Origin of the sequence: Streptacidiphilus sp. EB129, from assembly GCF_041262645.1 — a bacterium.
In the GTDB taxonomy this organism is placed as follows: Bacteria; Actinomycetota; Actinomycetes; order Streptomycetales; family Streptomycetaceae; genus Streptacidiphilus.
In genome coordinates this window covers 67917-91105 of record NZ_JBGCCS010000018.1, presented here as the reverse complement: position 1 = coordinate 91105, position 23189 = coordinate 67917, and the positions used below count along the sequence as shown (strand labels likewise).

The 23189-nt window shown below is 71.6% G+C and carries 21 protein-coding genes and 1 tRNA gene; 10 read left to right on the top strand and 12 right to left on the bottom strand.

All coding sequences use genetic code 11. The features are described 5' to 3' along the window. The first annotated feature begins 146 nt into the window (after positions 1-146). From ABH925_RS22300 to ABH925_RS22290, 3 genes are all read left to right on the top strand, one after another. Positions 147-1415: an XdhC family protein gene (locus tag ABH925_RS22300; protein WP_370150523.1), complete on the top strand. Its 1269-nt coding sequence runs from the start codon at positions 147-149 to the stop codon at positions 1413-1415. Between the two features lie 107 nt (positions 1416-1522). Then, the gene (locus tag ABH925_RS22295; RefSeq protein WP_370150522.1) at positions 1523-3358 is read left to right on the top strand and encodes a glycoside hydrolase family 15 protein; all 1836 of its coding nucleotides are present in this window, start codon (positions 1523-1525) and stop codon (positions 3356-3358) included. 156 nt (positions 3359-3514) lie between these two features. Further along, entirely contained in the window at positions 3515-4582 is a 1068-nt protein-coding gene (locus tag ABH925_RS22290) for an NAD(+)/NADH kinase (protein WP_370150521.1), read from the top strand. A gap of 89 nt (positions 4583-4671) precedes the next feature. Here the strand turns inward: ABH925_RS22290 and ABH925_RS22285 are convergent, their stop codons facing one another. From ABH925_RS22285 to ABH925_RS22270, 4 genes are all read right to left on the bottom strand, one after another. Further along, complete coding sequence (locus ABH925_RS22285; RefSeq protein WP_370150520.1) at positions 4672-5805, bottom strand: hypothetical protein; 1134 nt, start codon at positions 5803-5805, stop codon at positions 4672-4674. Positions 5806-6530: 725 nt separating this feature from the next. Continuing rightward, a complete protein-coding gene (locus ABH925_RS22280; RefSeq protein WP_370150519.1) occupies positions 6531-6971 on the bottom strand; it encodes a nitroreductase family deazaflavin-dependent oxidoreductase in 441 nt (146 codons plus the stop codon). A 162-nt stretch (positions 6972-7133) separates the two neighbouring features. Continuing rightward, complete coding sequence (locus ABH925_RS22275; protein ID WP_370150518.1) at positions 7134-7640, bottom strand: SRPBCC family protein; 507 nt, start codon at positions 7638-7640, stop codon at positions 7134-7136. A 70-nt stretch (positions 7641-7710) separates the two neighbouring features. Continuing rightward, positions 7711-8772, bottom strand: a complete 1062-nt coding sequence (locus ABH925_RS22270) for an LLM class F420-dependent oxidoreductase (protein WP_370150517.1) — start codon at positions 8770-8772, stop codon at positions 7711-7713. 134 nt (positions 8773-8906) lie between these two features. Between ABH925_RS22270 and ABH925_RS22265 the strand changes: the two genes are divergently transcribed. Both ABH925_RS22265 and ABH925_RS22260 read left to right on the top strand, forming a co-directional pair. Further along, a complete protein-coding gene (locus tag ABH925_RS22265) occupies positions 8907-9887 on the top strand; it encodes an aldo/keto reductase (protein WP_370150516.1) in 981 nt (326 codons plus the stop codon). Continuing rightward, the gene (locus ABH925_RS22260; protein ID WP_370150514.1) at positions 9884-11935 is read left to right on the top strand and encodes an ATP-binding domain-containing protein; all 2052 of its coding nucleotides are present in this window, start codon (positions 9884-9886) and stop codon (positions 11933-11935) included. Before ABH925_RS22265 ends, ABH925_RS22260 begins: the two co-directional genes overlap by 4 nt. 22 nt (positions 11936-11957) lie before the next feature. On the opposite strand, the gene ABH925_RS22255 is transcribed toward ABH925_RS22260, so the two are convergent. Further along, complete coding sequence (locus ABH925_RS22255; RefSeq protein WP_370150513.1) at positions 11958-12581, bottom strand: hypothetical protein; 624 nt, start codon at positions 12579-12581, stop codon at positions 11958-11960. 295 nt (positions 12582-12876) lie between these two features. Here ABH925_RS22255 and ABH925_RS22250 point away from each other — a divergent pair, with 295 nt between their 5' ends. Continuing rightward, positions 12877-13095, top strand: coding sequence for a DUF5703 family protein (locus ABH925_RS22250; RefSeq protein ID WP_370150603.1), 219 nt, complete (start codon positions 12877-12879; stop codon positions 13093-13095). A gap of 136 nt (positions 13096-13231) precedes the next feature. On the opposite strand, the gene ABH925_RS22245 is transcribed toward ABH925_RS22250, so the two are convergent. From ABH925_RS22245 to ABH925_RS22235, 3 genes are all read right to left on the bottom strand, one after another. Further along, complete coding sequence (locus ABH925_RS22245; RefSeq protein ID WP_370150512.1) at positions 13232-14011, bottom strand: chaplin; 780 nt, start codon at positions 14009-14011, stop codon at positions 13232-13234. Between the two features lie 263 nt (positions 14012-14274). Next, positions 14275-14514 carry a chaplin gene (locus ABH925_RS22240; RefSeq protein ID WP_370150511.1) on the bottom strand — a complete coding sequence of 80 codons (240 nt, stop codon included), beginning with the start codon at positions 14512-14514 and terminating at the stop codon, positions 14275-14277. 221 nt (positions 14515-14735) lie between these two features. Beyond that, positions 14736-16088 (bottom strand): M20/M25/M40 family metallo-hydrolase, encoded by a 1353-nt coding sequence (locus tag ABH925_RS22235; protein ID WP_370150510.1) that lies wholly within the window; start codon positions 16086-16088, stop codon positions 14736-14738. A gap of 185 nt (positions 16089-16273) precedes the next feature. On the opposite strand from ABH925_RS22235, the gene ABH925_RS22230 reads away from it, so the two are divergent. Continuing rightward, a tRNA-Leu gene (locus ABH925_RS22230) sits at positions 16274-16356 on the top strand. 100 nt (positions 16357-16456) lie between these two features. Here ABH925_RS22230 and ABH925_RS22225 read toward each other — a convergent pair. Further along, positions 16457-16627: a hypothetical protein gene (locus ABH925_RS22225; protein WP_370150509.1), complete on the bottom strand. Its 171-nt coding sequence runs from the start codon at positions 16625-16627 to the stop codon at positions 16457-16459. A 33-nt stretch (positions 16628-16660) separates the two neighbouring features. Further along, entirely contained in the window at positions 16661-17017 is a 357-nt protein-coding gene (locus tag ABH925_RS22220; protein WP_370150508.1) for a PRC-barrel domain-containing protein, read from the bottom strand. A 341-nt stretch (positions 17018-17358) separates the two neighbouring features. Here ABH925_RS22220 and ABH925_RS22215 point away from each other — a divergent pair, with 341 nt between their 5' ends. From ABH925_RS22215 to ABH925_RS22205, 3 genes are all read left to right on the top strand, one after another. After that, positions 17359-18015: a DUF5994 family protein gene (locus tag ABH925_RS22215; protein ID WP_370150507.1), complete on the top strand. Its 657-nt coding sequence runs from the start codon at positions 17359-17361 to the stop codon at positions 18013-18015. Between the two features lie 113 nt (positions 18016-18128). After that, positions 18129-19100, top strand: coding sequence for a slipin family protein (locus tag ABH925_RS22210; RefSeq protein WP_370150505.1), 972 nt, complete (start codon positions 18129-18131; stop codon positions 19098-19100). Between the two features lie 112 nt (positions 19101-19212). Further along, complete coding sequence (locus ABH925_RS22205; RefSeq protein WP_370150504.1) at positions 19213-21591, top strand: phosphoketolase; 2379 nt, start codon at positions 19213-19215, stop codon at positions 21589-21591. A 238-nt stretch (positions 21592-21829) separates the two neighbouring features. Here ABH925_RS22205 and ABH925_RS22200 read toward each other — a convergent pair whose 3' ends face one another. Both ABH925_RS22200 and ABH925_RS22195 read right to left on the bottom strand, forming a co-directional pair. After that, a complete protein-coding gene (locus ABH925_RS22200) occupies positions 21830-22282 on the bottom strand; it encodes an SPW repeat protein (RefSeq protein WP_370150503.1) in 453 nt (150 codons plus the stop codon). Between the two features lie 123 nt (positions 22283-22405). Then, entirely contained in the window at positions 22406-23167 is a 762-nt protein-coding gene (locus ABH925_RS22195) for an SDR family NAD(P)-dependent oxidoreductase (protein ID WP_370150502.1), read from the bottom strand. Between the last annotated feature and the right edge of the window lie 22 nt (positions 23168-23189).

The following is a 23189-nucleotide window of genomic DNA, read 5'->3' as shown; positions in this document are numbered from 1 at the left end:
CCATGCCCCGGCCGTACCCGGCCGCCGCGCGGGGGGCATGAGGGCCGCCTAGTGTGGGGCATGGCTGCCGAGCGCGGACGTGTCCGTCGAGGGCCACGGCCTGGCGGCGCTGGAGCCGCCGGCCGCCGTGGTGAGAGGAGCGGCTGATGCGTGAGATCCTTCCCACCCTGCGGCGCTGGTACGCGGCGGGCGCGGAGTTCGGGCTGGCCACGGTCGTCGGGGTGACCCGCAGCGCGCCGCGCGCGCCGGGCGCGGCGATGGCGGTCGGCCCCGGCGACGAGGTGGTGGGCAGCGTCTCCGGCGGCTGCGTCGAGGGCGCGGTCTTCGACCTGGCCCAGGAGGTCCTCCGTACCGGCCGGGCCCGGCTGGAGACCTTCGGCTACAGCGACGACGACGCCTTCGCCGTCGGCCTGACCTGCGGCGGCGAGATCACGCTGCTGGTTCGGCCGGTGTCGGCGGCGCTGGACCCGACGTTCGACGCCGTGGCCGCGTCGGTCGCCGAGCAGCGGCCCGTCGCCCTGGCAACGGTCCTCGCGACACCGCAGGACGACCCCGGGGCCACCGACGCGGACAACGCCGAGGACCATGCCGCGGACAACGCCGGGGACCAGGCCGGAGCCGCCGCTGCGGACCGCGGCGCCCGCGATGCCGGGGACCGCACCCGGGCCGCCGCAGGCCCGCGCATCGGCTCGGTGCTGGCCGTCTGGCCGGACCGGGTCGCCGGCTCGCTCGGGTCGGCCGGACTGGACGCGGCGGTCACCGCGGACGCGCGCGGCGAGCTGGCGCAGGGCATGACCGCGCAGCGCCACTACGGCCCGCACGGCGAGCGGCGGATGGACCAGGTCACCGTCTTCCTGCAGTCCTTCGCGCCCCCGCCGCGCCTGCTGGTCTTCGGTGCGATCGACTTCGCCGCCGCCGTCGCCGACCTGGGGGCGTTCCTCGGCTACCGGGTGACGGTCTGCGACGCCCGTCCCGTCTTCGCCACGACCCGGCGCTTCCCGCCGCAGGTCGAGGTGGTCGTCGACTGGCCGCACCGCTACCTGGCCGGCACCGAGGTCGACCGCTCGACGGTGATCTGCGTGCTCACCCACGACCCCAAGTTCGACGTGCCGGTGCTGGAGGTCGCGCTGCGGACGCCCGCCGCCTACATCGGCGTGATGGGCAGCCGCCGTACCCACGAGGACCGGCTCGCGCGGCTGCGCGAGGCCGGCGTCGACGCGGCCGCGCTGGCGCGCCTGCACGCGCCCATCGGCCTCGACCTGGGCGCCCGGACGCCGGAGGAGGTGGCCGTCTCGATCGCCGCGGAGATCGTCTCGTCCCGCTGGGGCGGCACCGGCGCCGCCCTCTCCGGCACCACCGGCGCCGTGCACGGCCCCGACCCGCGCGCTCAGAACCCCACCAGCGCGAAGAGCTGACCCATGCTGCCGCACCACACCATGACCGTGCCCGCCTCGAGCAGCGATCTAGCATGAAACGCGGAGATTCCTCTCCGGGCCCACGCCGCAGCGGCAGGGAGGCCGGCATGGCGTTCGACACGACTGGTTTCGAGCAGGCAGACAGCTGCCGCTACATACCGATTTCCGAACACGGCCTGATCGGCGATCTTCGTACGACCGCTCTGGTCGGCACGAACGGCACCATCGACTGGTACTGCTGCCCGCGTTTCGACGCGCCCAGCGTCTTCGGATCCATCCTCGACGCCGACCGCGGCGGCTCGTTCGAACTGGCCGCCGACGTGTCGACACGCACCCGGCAGTTCTACTTCCCCGACACGAACGTGCTGATCACACGGTTCTTCGCGGCGGACGGGGTGGCGGAGATCCAGGACTTCATGCCGATCGTCGACGAGTCGACCGAGGCCGCCCGGCACCGGCTGATCCGGCGTGTGGTCTGCGTCCGCGGAACCCTCCCGTTCAAGGCGCGGATCGCCCCGCGCTTCGGCTACGGCACCGAACCGCACACCGCGCAGCTCGACGGCAACGCGGCGGTGTTCCACTCCCCGTCACTGACGCTCGCGCTGACCTCCACCGCGCCCCTGGAGAGCGACGGCATGGACGTGTGGTCGCACTTCAAGCTCCAGGAGGGCGAGTCCCACGTGTTCGCCCTCGACCAGATCGGCGACGGCGTCCCGTCCCGGACCTGCCCGCGCGCCGAGGCGCAGGAGCAGGCCGAGGCAACGGTCAGGTTCTGGCGCCACTGGCTGGCCGGTTCGCGCTACCACGGGCGGTGGCGGGAGATGGTGAACCGCTCCGCGCTGGTGCTCAAGCTGCTCACCTACGCACCGACCGGGGCGATCGTCGCGGCACCGACCACCAGCCTGCCCGAGCAGATCGGCGGCGAGCGCAACTGGGACTACCGGTACGTCTGGGTCCGCGACGCCGCCTTCTGCGCCTACGCCATGCTGCGGCTGAGGTTCACCTCGGAGGCCGAGGCGTTCATGGGGTTCCTCTGCGAACGCGGCATCATGCGCGGTGCCGGTGCGACCGGCCCGCTGCAGATCATGTACGGCATCGACGGGCGCAGCGAGCTGCCCGAGTACGAACTGCCGCACCTGGAGGGCTACCTGGGCTCCGGACCGGTCCGGGTCGGCAACGCCGCCACCGGCCAGCTCCAGCTGGACATCTACGGAGCCCTGATCGACTCGGTCTACCTGTACGACAAGTGGGGACAGCCGATCAGCAGCGCCCGCTGGGACGAGGTCGGCGCGATGGCGGACTGGCTCTGCGAGCACTGGGACCAGCCCGACGAGGGAATCTGGGAGACCCGCTCGGGCCGGCGGGACTTCGTCTACTCGCGGCTGATGTGCTGGGTGGGACTGGAGCGGGCGATGCGGATGGCCAACCGCCGCGGCCTGCCGGCCGATCTGCCCCGCTGGCGGGAGTCCCGTGACGCGATCTACCGGCAGATCATGCGGCGCGGCTGGTCGACCAGGCGGGGCGCGTTCGTCCAGGCCCTGGACGACGGTGAGCTGGACGCCTCCCTGCTGATGATGCCGATGGCCAAGTTCATCTCGCCCACCGACCCCAAGTGGCTCTCCACCCTGGACGCGCTCACCACTGACCTGGTCTCCGACTCCCTGGTCTACCGCTACGACCCGACCGCCAGCCCGGACGGCCTGCACGGCCCCGAGGGCACCTTCTCCATCTGCTCCTTCTGGTACGTGGAGGCACTGGCCCGCGCCGGCCGGCTGGAGGAGGCCAGGCTCGCCTTCGAGAAAATGCTCACCTACGCCAACCACCTGGGTCTGTACGCCGAGGAGATCGGCCCGACCGGCGAACAGCTCGGCAACTTCCCCCAGGCCTTCACCCACCTGTCACTGATCAGCGCCGCCTTCAACCTCGACCGCGCACTCGGCTGACGCGGCATCGACGCCGTGGCCGCCGACGCGCTGATCGCACGACCTGGCCCCACCATGGGTCTGGAGGACCGAGCGGCAGTCTCGCTCCCCGCCGGGCCGCGGACTCAGCCTCCTGGCGACGCGGTATCAAGACGAGGTATCAAGACGAGGAGCCCCATGCCCGTGCACCGCATCGGACTGGTCGTCCATCAGGGCCACACCGTCGCCCTGGACGCCGCCTCCCGCGTGCACGCCTGGTGCGACGCACGCGGCGTCCCCTGCACCGAGATCGACGTCTGGTCGACGGACCACCGGCGCGGCTCCGGCCGGGAGGAGGCCCACGCGGCCGGGGACCCCGACCTCGTCGTCACCCTCGGCGGGGACGGGACGTTTCTGCGCGGCGCCCGGATCGCCGTCAAGACGGGCGCCAGCGTGCTCGGCGTCGACCTGGGAAAGGTCGGGTTCCTGACCGAAGTGCCGGTCGGCGACGTCACCGCGGCCCTCGACGCCGTCCACGCCGACCGCGCCGTGGTGGAGGAACGCATGACGTTGACCATGCGCGCCTCCCGGCCACCGGAGGTGCCGGAGGAGATGGAGGCATTCCTGCGTTACGGGCGGGGTCCCGCCCTGCCGCCGCCCCAGGTGCGGCAGGAGAGCACCGTGGGCGCCGGGTGGGGTGTGGCCCTGGACGTGAACGCCCTCAACGATGTCGTCGTGGAGAAGCTGGCCCGCGACCACCAGGTCAGCGCCGGTGTCTACATCGCCGGAAGGCTGCTGGCCTCCTACTCGGCCGACGCTCTCGTGGTCGCCACCCCGACCGGCTCCACCGCCTACTCCTTCGCGGCCGGCGGCCCCGTGCTCTCCCCGCACATGGATGCCGTCGTGTTCACGCCCATCGCGCCCCACATGACCTTCAACCGCACCGTGGTGGCGGCCCCCGACGAACCGGTCGCGCTGCGCATCCTGCCGCACTCCGGCCGCGCGGCGGTCAGCATCGACGGTCAGCTGCGCGCGGTGCTCGATCCCGGGGACTGGATCGGCGTCTTCCGCGCCCCTCAGCGGGTGCGGCTCATCCGCCTGCACCCGACCGACTTCTACGGCCGGCTGCGGGACCGGTTCCATCTCACGGACGCACCGGCCACCGCGACTGACGGGGAGTCCGCGCCGTGGTTTCTGCGCCCCGACGCTCCCCCGCCCCCGGACCTGGCGGGCCTGCGTCTGTCGCCTCCCGCGGCAGCCCGCTGAGGCCCCACCGGTCTGATCGCACACCCACGCACCGCGGCCTGCGGACCTCGACAGGAGGTCCGCAGGCCGCGGTCACTGACGGTGGGGGATCAGTGCAGGATCGCGTGGCTGATGGCGCAGCTGTTGGTGTCGTTGGACCAGCTGGCCTGCTCGGCGTAGGTGCCGAAGGAGCCGAAGGAGATGTTGGCCGCGCCGCCCGTGGTGCCGGGGGCGAGCCAGGCGCACTCGTCGGAGTTCTCCTGGCCGGCGTAGGACGAGGTGGTGTGGTTGGTCCAGCCGCCCGCCGGGTTCTGGTCGGACATCATCTCGTGCCACTCGTGACCAAGGGTCATCGTGTAGCCGTCGAGGGTGCCGCTGGAGTTGACGAAGTCGACGCCGCAGGAGGAGCCCAGGTCCATGTTGTACGGCTGGTTGCTGAACGCGATGTCACCGTAGGGGGAGGTGACGGCGCCGCCGGTGAGGGTGGTGTCACCGTTCCAGTCGTGCCAGGCGCAGTACCCGGTGGTCGGGTTCTGGTAGTCGTCCGGGTTCACGCCGTGGGGCGAGAGGATGACGTAGTAGGCGTCGCGGTTGGACGCGGCCGTGGTGTTGCCGAAGTGGCCGGCGGCGTTGACCGCCTCGACGCCGAGCTGGTGGCCGCTCGCCTGTGCGGGCGAGGCGGCGGAGTTGTCGTACCAGACGCCGGCCAGCACGCCGCCGGTCTGGTACGGGATGAAGTTGGCGTTCGAGGGGCAACTGGTCGCGCCCTTGGCCACGTTCGGGCCGTCGCACCACTGGGTCAGGTCGGCCGACCAGGTCTCGCTGTTGGTGCCGATGCCCTTGAACATCTGCTGCGCGGCGCTCGCCGCACCGTCCGCGTCGCCGCTGAACTTGGCGTTGCCGTTGGCGTCGGTGGTCTGGGTCCCCCACTGGGTGCCGTAGAAGACCAGGTAGACCTTGGAGTGACCGCTCTGGACGCCGATGCCGTCGACGCCGCCGCCGTAGGACAGGGTCTTCGGGTTGGTCCGGGCCCGGGTCGCCGTGCGGGCGGCGGCACTCTGCGACCGGGTCGGGAAGACGCCGTGGCGGTGGGCCTGCGCCGAGGCGGAGGCGGCCGGCGCGGCGGCGGTGTGCTGCGCGGTCGCGGCTATCGCGCCCGTGGACCCGGCTATCGCCAGGGTGAGGCCTGCGGCGAGGGCGAGTCCGGTTCTGATGGATCGGCGGGCGGTGAACGGGCTGATCACGTGGTTCTCCTTGAGTGAAGGCAGTACCTCAGCGAACGGCTGTCGCCCGGGGTCGGGTGGAACTCGGGCGGCGAACCATGGTGCGACCGCACGCAAAGGGGTTGACCCTACGGCGGGTTGGGCATGGCGGTGCGGGCGGTTCCTGCGACCACCCCTGGTCGGGGTGTCAGCGGCGTGAACGCTAGCGAGCCGCCCGGGGCGGAGACAAGGGGTTGCGGAAGATGATCCTCACTTTGGGCAAACTTCCAGCGAACGCCAAGCATCGGGGAGGGGCGGCTGCGGTCCGCGCCGCGCGCCTTCCGGGGGTCCTCCTGGCCCGACCCGGTCTGCGCCGAGGCGTCGCGGGACCGCGGTGGACAGCGTCATCCCATGCCGCAGCCGCGGCTTCGGCCGCTGAGCGAACGGATTGATTCCGAGTCAGATCCCCGCAGGATCAACCCACTGCGGGGTAGGCGAACGTCCGCTTCGAGGCATGCGTGCCATCGATGGCCGTGGGCGCCGATCATCGAGCGGTGAGGACGTTCGCCCACGCTCATTGTCACCCTGCTGGGCGTAACACCGACGCACGGCCTGCGCTACCGGCGGCTCGCCGACAGCGCAGTTCGCGTGCATGAGGAAACCCTGGATGTTCCGGTCCGCGACCGGCGCGGCACAAGCACCGCGCGCCGCATCCAACGCCGCCTGATTCGTTCCGGAACAGCGCTCGATTCGCTGACTGAGTACTTCTACGCCTCGAAAGGCGTGAGGACGAAGATCGGCATCGTCCTGGTGGTCTTCTTCTGGTACTCGGCGTAGTCCGGCCAGGTCGCGACGGCCCGCTCGAACCAGGCCGCGTACTCGTCCCCGTGGACCTCCCTGGCCTGGTAGTCCTTCTTGACCGGGCCGTCCTGGAGTTCCACGTGGGGGTGCGCGATCAGGTTGAAGTACCAGACAGGGTGCTTGGGCGCTCCGCCCAGCGAAGCGACGACGGCGTACTGGCCCTCGTGTTCGACGCGCATCAGCGGCGTCTTGCGCAGCTTCCCGGTCTTGGCACCCAGCGACGACAGCACAATCACCGGCCTGCCCTGGTTGTCGCCGCCCTCGGCGCCGCCGGTGCGCTCGTAGAGCTCAACCTGATTACGGCTGAAGTCGAACGCGCTCGGCTCGTACTCTCCAGCGAGAGGCATCTGTCCACCATCCATTCCGTAGATTCACCCGACTGCCACGGCACATTGCCGCACCGTCAGAGCCTTGAACGGACCCTACCGGCTCAAGCGGACCTTACCCCGCTTCGTATTCCCGGCGGCACGTCGCAACCTCCGTGATCGCGAGATGGTGCACGGTGACCTTCAGCGATCCCGTTCGCCTGCTGACGGGTCGGCCTCCAGCGCGCGCTTCAGCGCGGCGAGCGTCACCGTCATATTCCGGCGGTTCCACTCCGCGCGGCCACCGGTGCGCAGCACGGTCTCCGTCGTCCAGGCGCTGACGCGGTCGCGGCGGTCCTGCCAGAACTGCTCCACCACCGTCACGCCGCCGTCCACGTCGCCCGGCGTCAGGCGGAATCCCCAGCGGGCAACCGGAATCGGCCCGAAGCTGACGTCCCAGGCGAAGGCGCGCCCCGGCTCGGCCTCGACGACCCGGCAGACGGTGCTCCAGCGGATACCGCCCTTGCGGTTGCGGCCCTGGAAGCGCGCGCCCAGCACCGGACCGGCCGGGCTGCCGCGCCAGGCCGCACCCGTGCACTCGGGGCTCCATTCGCCCATTCGCGTCACATCGGTGACGGCGGCCCAGACGGCGTCCGGCACTACGGCGATCTCCGTCCGGACGGAGACGGATTCACGGCCGGCACTGGTCATACAAACCTCTTCCTGAGGCGGGGTGGCCCTGGCATCGCACCGCACGCGGGCTCGCCGCGTCATCGTGCCGTCAGGCCAGTCCCGCCAGCTCGACCGCCTCGGCGGCCGTACGGAGCGCGAGGATGCGCTCGTCCAGCGAGAAGCCGCCCGGGGCGAGGTTCACCGTGGTGACGCCGGCGTCCGCGTAGGCGCGCAGGCGGTCCGCGATGCGCGCGCGGGTGCCGACCAGCGTCGTGGAGTCGATCAGCTGCTGCGGGATCGCCGCCGCCGCGCCCGTCTTGTCGCCCGACAGGTACAGCTTCTGGACCTCGTCCGCCGCGGCCTCGTAGCCCATCCGGCAGGCGATCCGGTTGTAGAAGTTCTGCTCCTTGCTGCCCATCCCGCCGACGTACAGCGCCGTGTAGTGCCGGAAGATGTCCGCCGCCGCGGCGAGGTCCGCCTCGCTGTCGCTCGCGGCGACCGCGATCGGCACGTTCGGGGCGACGTCGAAGCCGTCGAGGGTCAGTCCTGCCTTCTCGCGCCCGGCGCGAACCGGGCCGAGCGAGAGCTCGGCCTGCTCGGGGGCGAAGAAGATGCCGAGCCAGCCGTCCGCGATCTCGCCGGTCAGCTCCAGGTTCTTCGGGCCGATCGCCGCGATGTAGAGCGGAATCCGCTCACGGACCGGGTGGATGGTCAGCTTCAGCGCCTTGCCCGGGCCACCCGGAAGCGGCAGGGTCCAGTTCGCGCCCTCGTGGACGACCCGCTCCCGCGACATCGCCTTGCGGACGATCTCGACGTACTCGCGGGTCCGGGCCAGCGGCTTGTCGAACTTGACGCCGTACCAGCCCTCGGAGACCTGCGGGCCGGAGACGCCGAGGCCGAGCCGGAAGCGCCCGCCGGAGAGGGTGTCCAGGGTCGCGGCGGTCATCGCCGTCATGGTGGGCGTGCGGGCCGGGATCTGGAAGATCGCCGAACCGACGTCGATCCGCTCGGTCTTGGCGGCGACGTACGCCAGGACGGTGGCGGCGTCCGAGCCGTACGCCTCGGCGGCCCAGCAGGCCGCGAAGCCGAGCCGGTCGGCCTCCTGCGCGACAGCGATGTTGTCGGCGTCGTTGCCGAGGCCCCAGTAGCCGAGATTGATACCGAGTCGCACGGTGCTGCCTCCACAGGTAGGGGACTTCACGCTGACTGTATCGGGGCTTCCCGGTCGAAGCTACTGGCCAGTACGCAGTTGTGGCCTGCGTCGCATCCACCCGCCCGGCGGCACGCCCACTACGCTCACCGGCTATGGAACAGCGACACCTGGGCCGGACCGGGCTCCGCGTCTCCCGACTCGGCCTCGGCACCATGACCTGGGGCCGGGAGATGGACGAACTCGACGCGGCGGAGCAGCTGAAGACGTTCGTCGAGGCGGGCGGCAATCTCGTCGACACCGCCGACGTCTACGCCGACGGCGGCGCCGAGTACCTGCTCTCACAGCTCATCGAGGAGTTCGTGCCGCGCTCGGAGCTGGTCATCGCCACCAAGGCGGGCAGCGTGCCCGACCCGGACCGGCGCTTCGACGGCTCGCGCGGCCATCTGCTGAGTGCGCTGGACTCCTCGCTGCGCCGGCTCGGGACCGACTACGTCGACCTGTGGCAGGTGCACGCCTTCGACCCGGACACACCCACCGAGGAGACGCTGCACGCGCTGGACCTGGCCGTGTCCTCCGGACGCGCGCGCTACGTCGGCGTGTCGAACTTCTGCGGCTGGCAGCTCGCCAAGGCGGCCACCTGGCAGCGCGCGATGCCCGGGCGCACGCCGCTGGCCGGCACGCAGATGGAGTACTCGCTGCTGCAGCGCGGGATAGAGCGCGAGGTGCTGCCGGCGGCCGTCGACAGCGGCATGGGCCTGCTCGCGGCCTCCCCGCTGGGTCGCGGGGTGCTGACCGGCAAGTACCGGCACGGCATGCCACCGGACTCGCGCGGGGCGTCGCCGTACTTCTCCGCGTTCGTCCAGCCGTACCTGGACGAACGCGGCCGGCGCATCGTGGACGCGGTCGCCACCGCCGCCGACGGGCTCGCCGCGACGCCACTGCAGGTGGCCCTCGCCTGGGTCCGCGACCGCCCCGGGGTGGTCGCGCCGATCGTGGGCGCCCGCAACGCCACCCAGCTTGCGGCGGCGTTGTCAGTGGAGTCCCTTACGCTCCCGGGAGAGATCTGCCGAGCGCTGGACGACGTCTCCGCGCCGGTGCACTACTACCCCGACCAGGACTGGAGCGCCCTGTGAGCGTCGAGCCGACCCAGACCGAGACAGCCCCCGCCGAGGCGCGGCCGTCGGCGGAGCAGCTCGCCGCGGCCATGCGCGCGATGAGCGGTGGAGCAGGACCGGGGTCCGGCGACCCGGCCGCCCCGGCCGCCGGTTCCGGAACCGCGCCCGATGCCGGGTCCGGCGCCGGTGCAGCGTCCGGCGGCGAGTCCGCCGTGGTCTCGCCGGATGCCGCGCACGCCGCCGCGCTGCGGGCCACGACGGAGGTGCTGGCCGCCGGCGGGGCGCCGGCCGAGCTGGCGCCGGCCACGGTGGCCGGGCTGGGCGAGGGGGCACCGGCCCTGCTGCGCGAGGACCCGTGGGCGATCCTGGCCGTGCCCGGGGTCCGCCCGGAGCACGCCGACGGCTTCGCCCGGGGCCTGCTCGGCGACGCCTGCGGCCCCGACGACCCGCGCCGGGCCCGGGCGCTGACGCTCTGGCTGCTGGAACAGGCGGCACTGCGCGGGCACACCGCGGTGGAGCTGGGCACGATCGCCGACGGCCTGCTCAAGCAGTCGGTGCCGGAGCCCGAGGTCGCCCTCGCGGGGATCCTCGGCGAGGGCCAGGTGATGGCCTTCCAGGAGGAGGTGCAGCAGCCCGGCGCGTCGAGCTCGGACGAGGACGACGCGCCGCCGATGCGCACCCTGCTGGCGCTCGACCGGCTCGCGCTCGCGGAGGAGAGCCTGGCCGACGGCCTGGTGCGGCTGATCTCCACCTTCGAGGGCGACCCCGCTCCCGGGACCGGCGGCGAGGACGGCCGCGCCGGCAGCGCCGGTAGGGAGGCCGAGGGCGAGGCCGAGAACATTGCTGACACGGACGCGGACGCGGAGACGGACGACGAGACCGAGACCGACCCGCTCACCCTCGACTGGGCCTCGGCGGTCGACGCCGCGCCGTCCCCGTCCGCCGCCGCGCTGATCCGGGCCGTCTCCGACGCGGGCCTGGTGCTGCACACCGGCGGCGAGGCCGCCAGGGCCGAGCCGATGGCGCTGGTCCGCGCCGCCCGCACGCTGGGCCTGCGGGCCTACGCCTGCGCGGCGACCGCCGACGGCGTGCGACGGCTCGCCGACGAGGCGGCGGTGACCCTGGCCGGGCTGCTCACCGGAGCGCAGGGCCCCGGGCGCGCCCCTGACGGGACGCTGGCACTGGATCTGCTGGTCGTCCTCGACGCCCCGGGTCTCGATGTGGAGACGGCGGCGACGCTGGTGGAGTCGGTCGCCGACGGGGCACGGCTGGTGCTCAGCGGCGACCCGGCCGAGCTGTGGTCCGCCGGTCCCGGCCGGGTGTTCGCCGATGTGCTGGCCGCCAAACCCTGCCCCTCGGTGGCGTCGCGCACCCCGGACTTCGGCCCGATCGGGGAGCTGGCCTCCGGCGTCGGCGTGGGCGAACTGCTGCCGGTCGAGGCCCCCGACAAGGAGGTCGTGATCGTCACGGCCAAGGACGGCGCGGAGGCAGTGCACCGGGCGCTGCAGCTGATCCACGACTCCATCCCGCGCGCCCTCGGCATTCCCGCCGATCAGGTCCGGGTGCTGACCCCGGGTCATTCCGGGCCTGCGGGCACCCGGGCGCTGAACGCGGGACTGAAGCAGCGCTTCAACCCGGGCCCGGGGGCCTTCGGCGGCTTCGACCCGGGCGACCTGGTGGTGCACTCCCCGGCCCCCGGCGTGGCCCGTCCCGGCACGGTGCTGGCGGGCGTCCCGCAGGGGCTGCTGCTGGAGTGCGAGGGCGAGGAGGTGACCGTGCCGCGCGACCAGATCACTTCGGTACGGCACGGCTGGGCGCTGACCGCGCATCAGGCGGCGGGGCGGCGCTGGCCCGCCGTGGTGGTCCTGCTCGCCCCGGAGGCGGCCGGCGAGCTGACCCGGCAGTGGGTCTACACGGCGTTCAGCCGGGCCGAGCGGCACCTGTCGGTGGTGCACGCGGTCGGCCCGGCCCTCGTCCAGGCGGTCGGCTCGGTGCCGGCCCGGCCCCGGGTCACCCGGCTGCGCGGCATCGTCGCCGAGCAGACCGCCGACCTGGCCGGCGGCTGACCGGCCCCGGGGGGCCTGGACCTCAGTGCTCGGGGTCCAGGACCTCCAGCTCGTCGTCGTAGACCTCGCTGACGTCGAAGCGGCAGATGAGCAGCTCCGGGTCGGCGTCGTCGAAGGGCTCGCCGAGCCAGTCCCCCGGCTCGGCCGGGTCGGCGGCGGTGACCCAGAGCGTCGAGTCGCCCTCCTCCAGGCCGAACTGCTCGGCCCGGCCGGCGATCTCGTCGGGTTCGTACTCCCCGAACAGCGCGCCGAGCGCCGCCGTCACGCTGGAGGCGGCGACCGGGGCGGGGTCGACGGCGGTACTGCCGTCGATGCGCAGCGCCGCCGCCCGCAGCCGCAGCGGATCGGCGATCAGGTAGTCCCGGCGGATCAGCACGCTGATCGCCTCCGGGTCGTCCGGATCGGCATAGTGGCCGACGCCGGTCTCGTGCGGCACCTCGAAGGGGGTGACCTCGTCGTAGGCGTCGTAGAGGACTTCGTCGTAGTCGTCGGCGGCACGCGCCAGTGCCTCGTAGGCGGCGGCGACACCGGGGTCGTTCTCCCCGGTACGGGCTTCGACGGCGGCCAGATGGCGGTCGATGGCGGCCTTGACCGCCTCAGCTGCGTTACGTACCTCGGCGATGGTGGGCTGCGCGACATCAGGCATGGTGCTGACGCTATCCGCTGTTGGGCCGCCGGTGCACAGGAGTTCTCCGCTCACGCCCGATTCGTACGGAACTGCACCCCACACGTCCCACCCGCCCCACCCGTTCCGACCCGTCGGAGTGCCCTGAGCGGAAACGCCCTGTCGCCGCGCGATGGATCGTGGGAACCTGGCCGGACCAGGTTCGGCGCCGGGCTGAACCCCTGTCAGATCCGATCAGCCGCAGGGCCACGTAGGCTTGCCGTAGAGCGTTCTGCCGGAGGAATGAGACTTGGCCGTCACCAAAGCCGCACCGAAGATCGTCCAACAGCCCGAATACGAGTTCAGGTCACTGCTGCTGGCGCGGGACGTCTCGCGGAACGACGCGAGGCGCCTGCTGACCGAGCAGGCGGAGTACGGACACTGGGAACTGGACCGGCTGCGTCTGTACCCGGACGGCCGCCGGAAGGTCGTACTCCGACGGAAGATCATCCGCCAGGTCCGCACCTGGTCCTACCTCTCCGACGACCTGGGCTGACGCGTCCGGGAACGACCGCCGGGGCAGCGGCGGGACCGAACGCCGAAGGGGTGGCCGACCCCGGATTCCCTCCGGAGCCGACCACCCCTTCGTTCTGCTCGCTGCGCACGGCGCCGACGGACGGCGGCCGCGCCGCTCAGCGCTCGCTGTGCCGGCGCGAGCGGCGGAAGAACACCAGTCCGGCACCGCCGAGCAGCAGCGCCGTGCCGGTCGGCAGCAGCACACCGGCCGTGTCACCCGCACCGGTCGAGGCCAGCACGGCCCGGGTGGGCAGCACCTGGTGCGCGCCGACAACCTGCTGGGGCGGCGGCGGGCTCTGACGGTGCTGCGGGGCGATCACCGGCGGGGTGCTCTGCGGCGGGGTGCTCTGCGGCGGTGGTGGCTGCGGGTGGTTGTTCACCGGCGGCGGACAGTTGTCGGTCGGCGGGGGCGGCGGCGGGGTGCAGGAGCAGTTCTCGGACGGCGTGCCCGAGCCACCGCCGTTGTCGCCGCCGGTGTCTCCGCCCGCGGTCGGCTGCTGCGGCGTACCGCCGTGGTTGGCGCAGTGGTTGCCGAACGCGGGGTTCCCGGCGCCGACCGCGTTGACGGAGTCGCCGCAGGCGTTGAGCGGGATGTCGACCGGGATCTGCACCGTGTTGCCGGCGCCGACGCCCGGCGAGCCGTGGCTGCCACCGGCGATGCCGGCCCCGGCGTCCGCGTCGCGCCGGGAGCCGCTGTTCCGGCAGTCGTTGCCCATCGCCGGGTTCAGCAGCCCGACGACGTCGATGGTGTTGCCGCAGACGTTGGTCGGGACGTCGACCGGCACCTGGACCGTGTTGCCCGAGCCGACGCCCGGTGAGTCGCTCGCCGTGCCCGCGGCTCCGGCGTCCGCATAGGCGTAGCCTGCGGTGGACGCGAGGACGCTTCCGGTCGCCATGACCGTGAGTAGCCCGCGTCTGGCAGCTTGTCGCATGGATTGCCCTGCCCTCAGTTGGTGATTGGTCCGCACGGGACCGTGATGACCTGCCGCATTCGCGCTGGTGCCTCAGCTAACGAGGTGGGTCCGGCCCCGGTCACGCGACGCGCGCCTTTCGTTTCGACCGAGCGAACGCCGCAGCCCCGGGAGGCATGGCACGCCTCCCGGGACCACGTTGGTCAGAGGTCCGGACGTTGGTCAGAGACCCAGAATCCGGAAAACGTTCAGCTGTTCGAGCAGCTGTTCCCGAAGGCCGGGTTCAGCAGCCCGATGACGCTGATGGTGTTGCCACAGACGTTCACCGGAATGTGGATCGGGACCTGCACCACGTTGCCGGAGAGCACCCCCGGGGAACCCCAGGCCGCACCCTCGGCGTCCGCCCCGTGGGCGGACGCGGCACCCGCGCCGGCGAGAACCAGACCACCAGTGACCGCGGCAACCGCGGCGATCTTCTTGACCTGCATGATGTCCTCCTTGTCGACGTCGCAGCCCGTTCGGCGGGCTGCATATGGGTGAACGAGACTGTGGCAAACGGGGTACGTGTGCCACCTGTGGTTCACCCGTTGCGGTGAGTCGGCGGATGGACGTGCGAACGGCCCGCCGCTCCCGGTCAGGGAGCGACGGGCCGTTCGGCGGAGTCCGCCGGCGCGGGGCCACGTCCGCGCGCCGCAGGCGTCAGCAGGCGTCAGCAGGCGTCGATGAACCGGTCCAGCACCCGGACGCCGAACCGCAGCCCGTCCACCGGCACCCGCTCGTCCACGCCGTGGAACATCCCGGCGAAGTCGAGGTCCGGCGGCAGCTGCAGCGGGGCGAAGCCGAAGCAGCGGATGCCCAGCTCGCTGAACGACTTCGCGTCGGTGCCGCCGGACAGGCAGTACGGCACGGCGCGGGCGATCGGGTCCTCCGCCCGCAGCGCGGTCTGCATGGCGTCGACCAGGGCACCGTCGAAGCTGGTCTCCAGCGCCTTGTCCGAGTGCACCGCCTCCCGGCGCACCCGCGGGCCCAGCACGCTGTCCAGCTCGTCCAGGAACTCCTGCTCCAGACCGGGCAGGAAGCGGCCGTCGACATGGGCGGTGGCCTGGCCCGGGATCACGTTGACCTTGTAGCCCGCGCCGAGCATGGTCGGCTGGGCGGTGTTGCGCAGCGTCGCGCCGATCAGCTTGGCGATGCCGCCCAGGCGCTCCAGCGTGGTGTCCATGTCCTCCGGGTCGAGTTCGACGCCGAGCGCGTCGGAGAGCTCGTCCAGGAAGTGCCGGACGCTCTTGGTGACGCGTACCGGGAACTTGTGCCGGCCGAGCCGCGCCACGGCCTCGCACAGCTCGGTGATCGCGTTGTCCTTGTTGGTCATCGAGCCGTGCCCGGCGGTGCCGTCCACGGTGAGGCGCATCCAGTGCATCCCCTTCTCCGCGGTCTCCACCAGGTAGAGCCGCAGGTTCTCGTTGACGGTGAAGGAGAACCCGCCGACCTCGCCGATCGCCTCGCTGACCCCCTCGAACAGGCCCGGGTGCTTGTCGACCAGGTGCCGGGCGCCGTAGACCCCGCCGGCCTCCTCGTCCGCGAGGAAGGCCAGCACGATGTCACGCGGGGGCTTGCGCCCGCTGCGGAGCCGGTCACGGACCACCGCGAGGGTCATCGCGTCCATGTCCTTCATGTCCACGGCACCCCTGCCCCAGACGCAGCCGTCGGCGATCTCGCCGGCGAAGGGGTGGTGCGTCCAGTCGTCCGCGTTGGCGGGGACGACGTCGGTGTGCCCGTGGATCAGCAGTGCGGGACGGGACGGGTCCTCCCCGGCGATCCGGGCCACCGTGCTCGCGCGGCCCTTGGCCGACTCGAAGATCTGCGGCTCCAGCCCGACCTCGGCCAGCTTCTCCGCCACGTACTCGGCCGCGGCCCGCTCGCCCGGCCCCGATCCGTCACCGTAGTTGCTGGTGTCGATGCGGATCAGTTCCCGGCACAGCTCGGCGACCTCGTCCTCACCAGGTGCACGACCGCCGCCGGCCGCATGCCCGCCCTGCCGGTTCGGATTCGTCTCGCTCACGGTGCTCCGCCTCTCTCCCGAGTTTGCCGCCATCCTCCCTCCTCCCCGTCCCGAGCCCAACCCCGCCCCGCGAGCCGCCCGCCCATCACCGCAGGTCCAGCCCCCGGTAACCCGTTCGGAACCCGGGCTGATCTTTGCTATGGTTAAGCACGTCAGCGCGACGGAGACGCCGCGATGATCACCCGGTCCGGGTGGCGGAATGGCAGACGCGCTAGCTTGAGGTGCTAGTGCCCTTCGGGGCGTGGGGGTTCAAGTCCCCCCTCGGACACACTCTTTCCCCACGGTGCTCGGTTTTCCGCATCGTGGATCGGCGCCCGTGCCCGGCCTTCGGCCAGGTTCGGGCGTTCGTCGTTCGCGCCCGGGGCCGTTCAGCGCACGGGGCGGCGCCCCGGCCGTCGGGACCAGCGCACGCCGACGTAGACCAGGTCGGCGATGAACAGCACGATGCCGATGATCAGCAGGTAGAGCAGCCCTTTGGCGACGACTCCGACGATGCCGAGCACGATCGCGACAATGATCAGCAACAGTACGAATGCCATGGCGCGGTCGCCTTCCCTCCGGTGCGGGTGAGATCAGCGGCGGGCGAGTTTCCGCTCGCCGCCGGAGCCGGACTGATAGTCCAGCTCGTAGTGGGTGAAGATCGCTTCCTCGTCCTCGGCGGGCAGCACGTCGTCGGTGCCGATCGAGGGCGCGCCTTTGACCAGGGCCCTGGGGTAGGCGACCCGGACGTATCCGGGGCCGACGACGGCCCGGTCCAGCGGGACGAACACCAGGCGGTGGCGGGTGGGAAGCCCGACCCGTACGGTGGCCACGGCCGGCTCGTCGCTTCGGGTGTCCACGTAGACCGCCTCCAGCGTCCCGATCTTGCGGCCGTCCGGGTCGACGACATCGTGGGTGCGCCACTCGCGGATGTCCGCGGCCTCGATCACGACGGCTCCTCTCGTGTCACACGGCTCGCGTCCCCGGGGCTCGGGGCTCCGACTGCGCGACCCGGAGTTGCGACCGGTCCCGGCCGACCACCTGTGTGGCTCCTACCCTGCCCTCCCCCGGCGAAGCACACCACCGCGCGACGCCTGGGCTCCGGCGCCCTCCCCGTGCTTCGCCGGATCAATGCCCGGGCCCATGGCTGCACTTGTGTGCGTTTCCGCCCAGGAGCCATCAGGAGAGGCCGGGGGCTTGGAGGAGGGGAGTATGTTGGAGTCACCGAGGGCCTCTCGAATATCGCCACTTTGGCGGCATCGTCTCCGGCGAGCGACAATGCTGGGCCTCGATGGCCCAGGGACGGGTTCGCGCCGTGACGACGACCAGTGTTCCCCTGCAGGTTCTCCAGCAGCCGCAGGTTTCCCAGCAGGTGCAGATTCCGGCGACGGCTGCGCCGGCAGTGCGGTTGTCACTCAAACCGGCGAGCCGCAATCCGGGGAGGGTGGACGGGGCCTGGTGGCCGCGTTCGCGGGATCTGGCCCGGGAACTGCCGGCGCTCGTGGCGGAGCTGGACCGGGTGTGGGGCAGGATCACCCGGGTCACGGTGCATCGGGGTATGTGGCCGGACGTTCCGCCCGCGGTCCCGACGGGCACGCACACCGTGCGCCTGGGGTGGTTCGACATCGAGCAGGAGCCCGACGACCTCTGCCTGCTCTCCTACACGGTCGGACGCTGGGACCTGCTGGTGGTGCCTCCGGAGTGCGACCCGGACCGGGCAGCTCGGCTGATGGCGACGGCCTGCGACGTACACAACCATCAGAGCACCCGCGCCCTGATGGCCGACGCCGCGGGTGTGGGCGCCGAGGCCCTGGTCACCGGCCCCCCGACCGGGGCCGCCGCCGGGGACGGATCCACCCGGAGGGCCCTGCGGGCGAGCGTGGCACGCAGCCGCGCCGCCTCATGGCCCGTGCCGCTCGTCCTTGACGCTCCTGCTGTCCGAAGCTGACCCGTCCGGGCCCGACTCCTGCCGACCCACGCTCTCCGCTGATCCGCTGATCCGCAGATCCGCGGGGCGCGGCGCGGTCGCGATCCCATCCGCGCCATGAGCCGAGGAACGCCATGACCGTTCTCATCGTCCTGATCGTCGTCGTCCTGCTGCTGGCCCTGCTCGGGGTCGGGCTGGGGGTGAAGATCGTCAAGCAGTACGAGCAGGGAGTGCTGTTCCGGCTGGGCCGGGTACTCGGCGAGCGGGAGCCGGGGCTCCACATGATCATTCCCTTGGTCGACGTCCTGCACCGGGCGTCGCTGCGGATCGTCACCATGCCGATCCAGTCGCAGGGCATCATCACCCGCGACAACGTGAGCGTCGACGTGTCGGCGGTGGCGTACTTCCGCGTGGTGGACGCGGTGAAGTCGGTCGTCGCGATCGAGAACGTCTACGCCGCCATCGACCAGATCGCCCAGACCACGTTGCGGAAGGTGGTCGGACAGCACACCCTGGACGAGACGCTGTCCGAGACCGACACGATCAACCTGGACATCCGCGAGATCCTCGACGTGACCACGGTCGAGTGGGGCGTGCAGGTGACCCTGGTGGAACTCAAGGACATCCAGCTGCCCGACAGCATGAAGCGGGCGATGGCACGCCAGGCCGAGGCGGAGCGGGAGAAGAGGGCGAAGATCATCAATGCCGAGGGCGAGTCCATGGCCGCCGCCGCACTGGGCGACGCCTCGGACATCATGATGGCGCACCCGCTGGCCCTCCAACTACGCAACCTGCAGAGCCTGGTGGAGATCGGCGTCGACAAGAACACCACCGTCGTCTTCCCGGCACCGCTGATGAGCACCATCGGCGAACTCGGCTCCTTCCTCGCCCGCGAGGCCGCAGCCGCCACCCCACTGGCAACCCCCCGCGCAACCCCGACGGCAGGCCCCCTCGCGACCCAGCCGGTACCGGCGGCCCCGCCGGTACCCCGGACCCGGCCGCTGCCGCCGGGCAAGCCCAACGGCACGGCCAACCCGGTGTCGGTCGTCAAGGCCAACCGGGGCGACCTGCCCGTCCAGGGCGCACGCCGCGTCAACAGCCCCTGATCCGAAGCCAACCGGGTTGCGGACCGAAGCCCGTAGCCGCTGTGCGGACCGGGGCAGTCGCTGGCTGCCCGGCCCGCACGGTCATGCCCTGTCGTACAAGGAGCTCTGACCCATGGCCACGCACGACCCCTTCCGCGGGACCCTCTCCGCCGATCTGCTGCAGACGATGGACGCGTACTGGCGGGCGGCCAACTACCTGTCGGTCGGCCAGCTCTACCTCTACGACAACCCGCTGCTGAAGCGACCACTGGAACTGTCGGACGTCAAGCCGCTGACCGTCGGGCACTGGGGCACCACCCCGGGCCAGAACTTCATCTACGTCCACCTGAACCGGGTCATCACCCGATACGACCTGGACATGTTCTATGTCGCCGGTCCCGGCCACGGCGGCCCGGCGCTGGTGGGCAACACCTACCTGGAGGGCTCGTACAGCGAGGTGTACCCCGACGTCAGCCAGGACGAGGCCGGGATGAAGAAGCTCTTCACCCAGTTCTCGTTCCCCGGCGGCATCTCCAGCCATGTGGCGCCGACCACGCCCGGCTCGATTCACGAGGGCGGTGAACTGGGGTACTCGCTCAGTCACGCCTTCGGCGCCGCCTTCGACAACCCCGACCTGGTGGTCGCCTGCGTGGTCGGTGACGGCGAGGCCGAGACCGGGCCGCTGGCCACCGCGTGGCAGTCCACCAAGTTCCTCGACCCGGTCAGCGACGGAGCGGTGCTGCCGATCCTGCACCTGAACGGCTACAAGATCAGCAACCCCAGCATCCTGGCCCGGATCGAGGACGAGGAACTGGACCAGTTCCTCCGCGGCTGCGGCTGGGACCCCCTGGTCGTGGCCGGCCACGAGCCGCAGGCGATGCACCAGCTCATGGCCGCCGCCCTGGACACGGCCGTCGAACGGATCCGGCAGATCCAGGACCACGCCCGCAGTACCGGGGACTCGGCACGTCCGCGCTGGCCGATGATCGTGCTGCGCTCGCCCAAGGGCTGGACCGGCCCCGTCACCGTCGACGGCCTCCAGGTCGAGGGGACCTTCCGCTCGCACCAGGTGCCGCTGCTGGTGGACGCCGAACACCCCGGCCATCTCGCGCAGCTGGAGAGCTGGATGCGCAGCTACCGGCCGCAGGAGCTGTTCGACCACGACGGCCGGCTGATGCCGGACCTGGCCGCACTGGCCCCCAAGGGTGACCGGCGCATGGGCGCCAACCCCCACACCAACGGCGGGCTGCTGCTGCGGGACCTGCGGATGCCGGACTTCCGCACCCATGCGGTGAAGGTGCCCCTGCCCGGTGCGGTCCAGGCGCAGGACACGCTGGTGCTGGGCGAGTTCCTGCGGGACGTGACCTCGTTGAACGAGCAGCAGCGCAACTTCCGGATCTTCGGCCCCGACGAGACCCTGTCGAACTTCCTGGGCGCGGTCTTCGAGGTGACCAGTCGCCAGTGGCAGGGCCGGACGGTGGAGGGCGACGAGTTCCTGGCGCCCTCGGGCCGGGTGCTCGACTCCATGCTCAGCGAGCACCAGTGCGAAGGATGGCTGGAGGGTTACCTGCTGACGGGCCGCCATGGTCTGTTCAACTGCTACGAGGCGTTCATCCACATCGTCGACTCGATGGTCAACCAGCACGCGAAGTGGCTGAAGGTCACCTCGCAACTGCCCTGGCGCGCTGACATCGCCTCCCTCAACTACCTGCTGACCTCGCACGTGTGGCAGCAGGACCACAACGGCTTCACCCACCAGGACCCCGGTTTCCTGGACCATGTGGTGAACAAGAAGGCCGACGTGGTGCGGGTCTACCTGCCGCCGGACGCCAACTGCCTGCTGTCGGTGATGGACCACTGCCTGCGCAGCCGGCAGTACGTCAATGTCGTGGTGGCCGGCAAACGCGCGATGCCGCAGTGGCTGTCCATGGAGGCAGCGGTGGTCCACTGCACCGAGGGCGCCGGGATCTGGCAGTGGGCCAGCAACGACCAGGGCGGCGAGCCGGACGTGGTCCTGGCCTGCTGCGGGGACACGCCCACGCTGGAGGTCCTGGCGGCGGTGTCCCTGCTGCGCGAGCACCTGCCCGAACTGAAGGTCCGCGTGGTCAACGTGGTGGACCTGATGCGGCTGGAGCCCGACACCGAGCACCCGCACGGGCTCAGCGACGCGGACTACGACTCGCTGTTCACCCGCGACAAGCACATCGTCTTCGCCTTCCACGGCTACCCCTGGCTGATCCACCGGCTCACCTACGCCCGCACCAACCGCAACCTGCACGTGCGCGGCTACAACGAGGAGGGCACCATCACCACCGCCTTCGACATGCGGGTGCAGAACCGCCTGGACCGCTTCCACCTGGTGATGGACGTGATCGACCGGGTCCCGCACCTGGGCGCCCGCGGCGACCACCTCAAGCAGCAGATGCAGGACAAGCTCGTCCAGCACAGCCAGTACATCGGCAGGCACGGCCAGGACCTGCCCGAGATCCGCGACTGGACCTGGAACGGATGACGGCGAGGATCCGCCGAACGCCGGCAGCGGCCGGGGCACAGCGGGGGGAGAATGGGGGTGTCCGGCCTCGGATGTGGACAACAGCCGCCGTGGCAACAACAGAGTGCGGATCCGGCGTGGTGCCGAATCCGCACTCTGCGTTGTCGCGGGTCACGCGACCGGCCTGAGGCGGGTCACGGGACCGGTGCTCCGGCGCGGGGCTCACCGCGTGACGGGGCGCTCGCGGTCGTGCTGCGCGCTAGCTGCGCGCGGACCTGCCTTCGGACAGCAGCATGCCCGTGGCCGCGAGTCCGAGGGCGCAGCAGAGTCCGCCGACCAGGACGTTGTTCCAGATCATCCCCGCCGTGGGGTGGTGCCCGACGGTGACCACCCAGGGCGAGATGATCAGCCACACGCCGATGGGCGCGACCACGCCGCTCAGCCGGTACATGCGCTCGGGGGCGAGCGTCAGGCACAGCCCGATCACCGCCACGGCGATGCCCAGGATGAGGTTGTTGGCCTGCAGGTTGGGGTTGGTGGGCCCGAAGTGCACGACCCACGGGGAGATCGCCGCGTACAGACCGGCGAGGAGGACGAGCCCGTCGATGGCGACGACGCCGCGGCGGCTCTCCATGCGCGCGTAGCGCGCCCGCATCTCGGCGACATCCGGGTGTGCCGCGATGTCTGGGCCATGATGCGAGATATCGGCCATTCCGATCGCCTTCTTCCGAAAACTACCGATAGTTCCGATATGCCTCTTCCCTCCTTATATGAGCTTTACTCCCCCGCACCCCCGCCTCCTCACACCGCCGCTGACCTCAGGCGATGCCCGGCGCTACGCGGTGACGCCACCGTCGGTGACCAGGTCGTGGCCGACGACGAAGCCGGCCTCGTCGGAGGCGAGCCACAACACGGCGGCGACCACCTCCGCCGTGGACCCGACCCGCCCCAGCGGCACCGCGCCGGCCAGCCGCGCGGCTCGGTCGGCCTCGGTCTCGCCCGGCCGGAAGGACATCGAGGTGTCGGTCGGCCCGGGGCTGACCGCGTTGATCCGGATGCCGTCCTTGACGTGGTCCAGCGCGGCGACCTTGGTCAGCGTGCTCACCGCCGCCTTGGAGGTGGCATAGGCGGCCAGGCCCGCGCGGCGGCTGTGCGCGCCGATGTTGGACGAGGTGTTCACGATCGCGCCGCCGCCGTGGGCGCGCATGTGGCGGATCTCCTCCTGCAGGCACAGCAGCACCCCGGTGAGGTTCACGTCCAGCACGTTCTGCCAGACGGCCAGGTCCAGGTCGCCGACGGGTGCGGGGCCGCCGAAGACGCCCGCGTTGTTGTGCGCCACGTGCAGGCCGCCGTGCCGCTCCACCACGGTGCGCACCAGCCGGGCCACGTCGTCGGGCCTGGACACGTCGGCCGGCACCGCGCTCGCCTTGCCGCCGTCGGCCTCGATCAGCCGTACGGTCTCCTCGATCGACTCCGGGCGGATGCCGGAGGCCACCACGACCGCGCCCTCGGCGGCGAAGGCCCGGGCGCTCGCGCGCCCGATACCGGCACCCGCTCCGGTCACCAGGACGACCTTGTCGGTGAATCGCTGGGACATCAACCGCTGGGACATCAACACT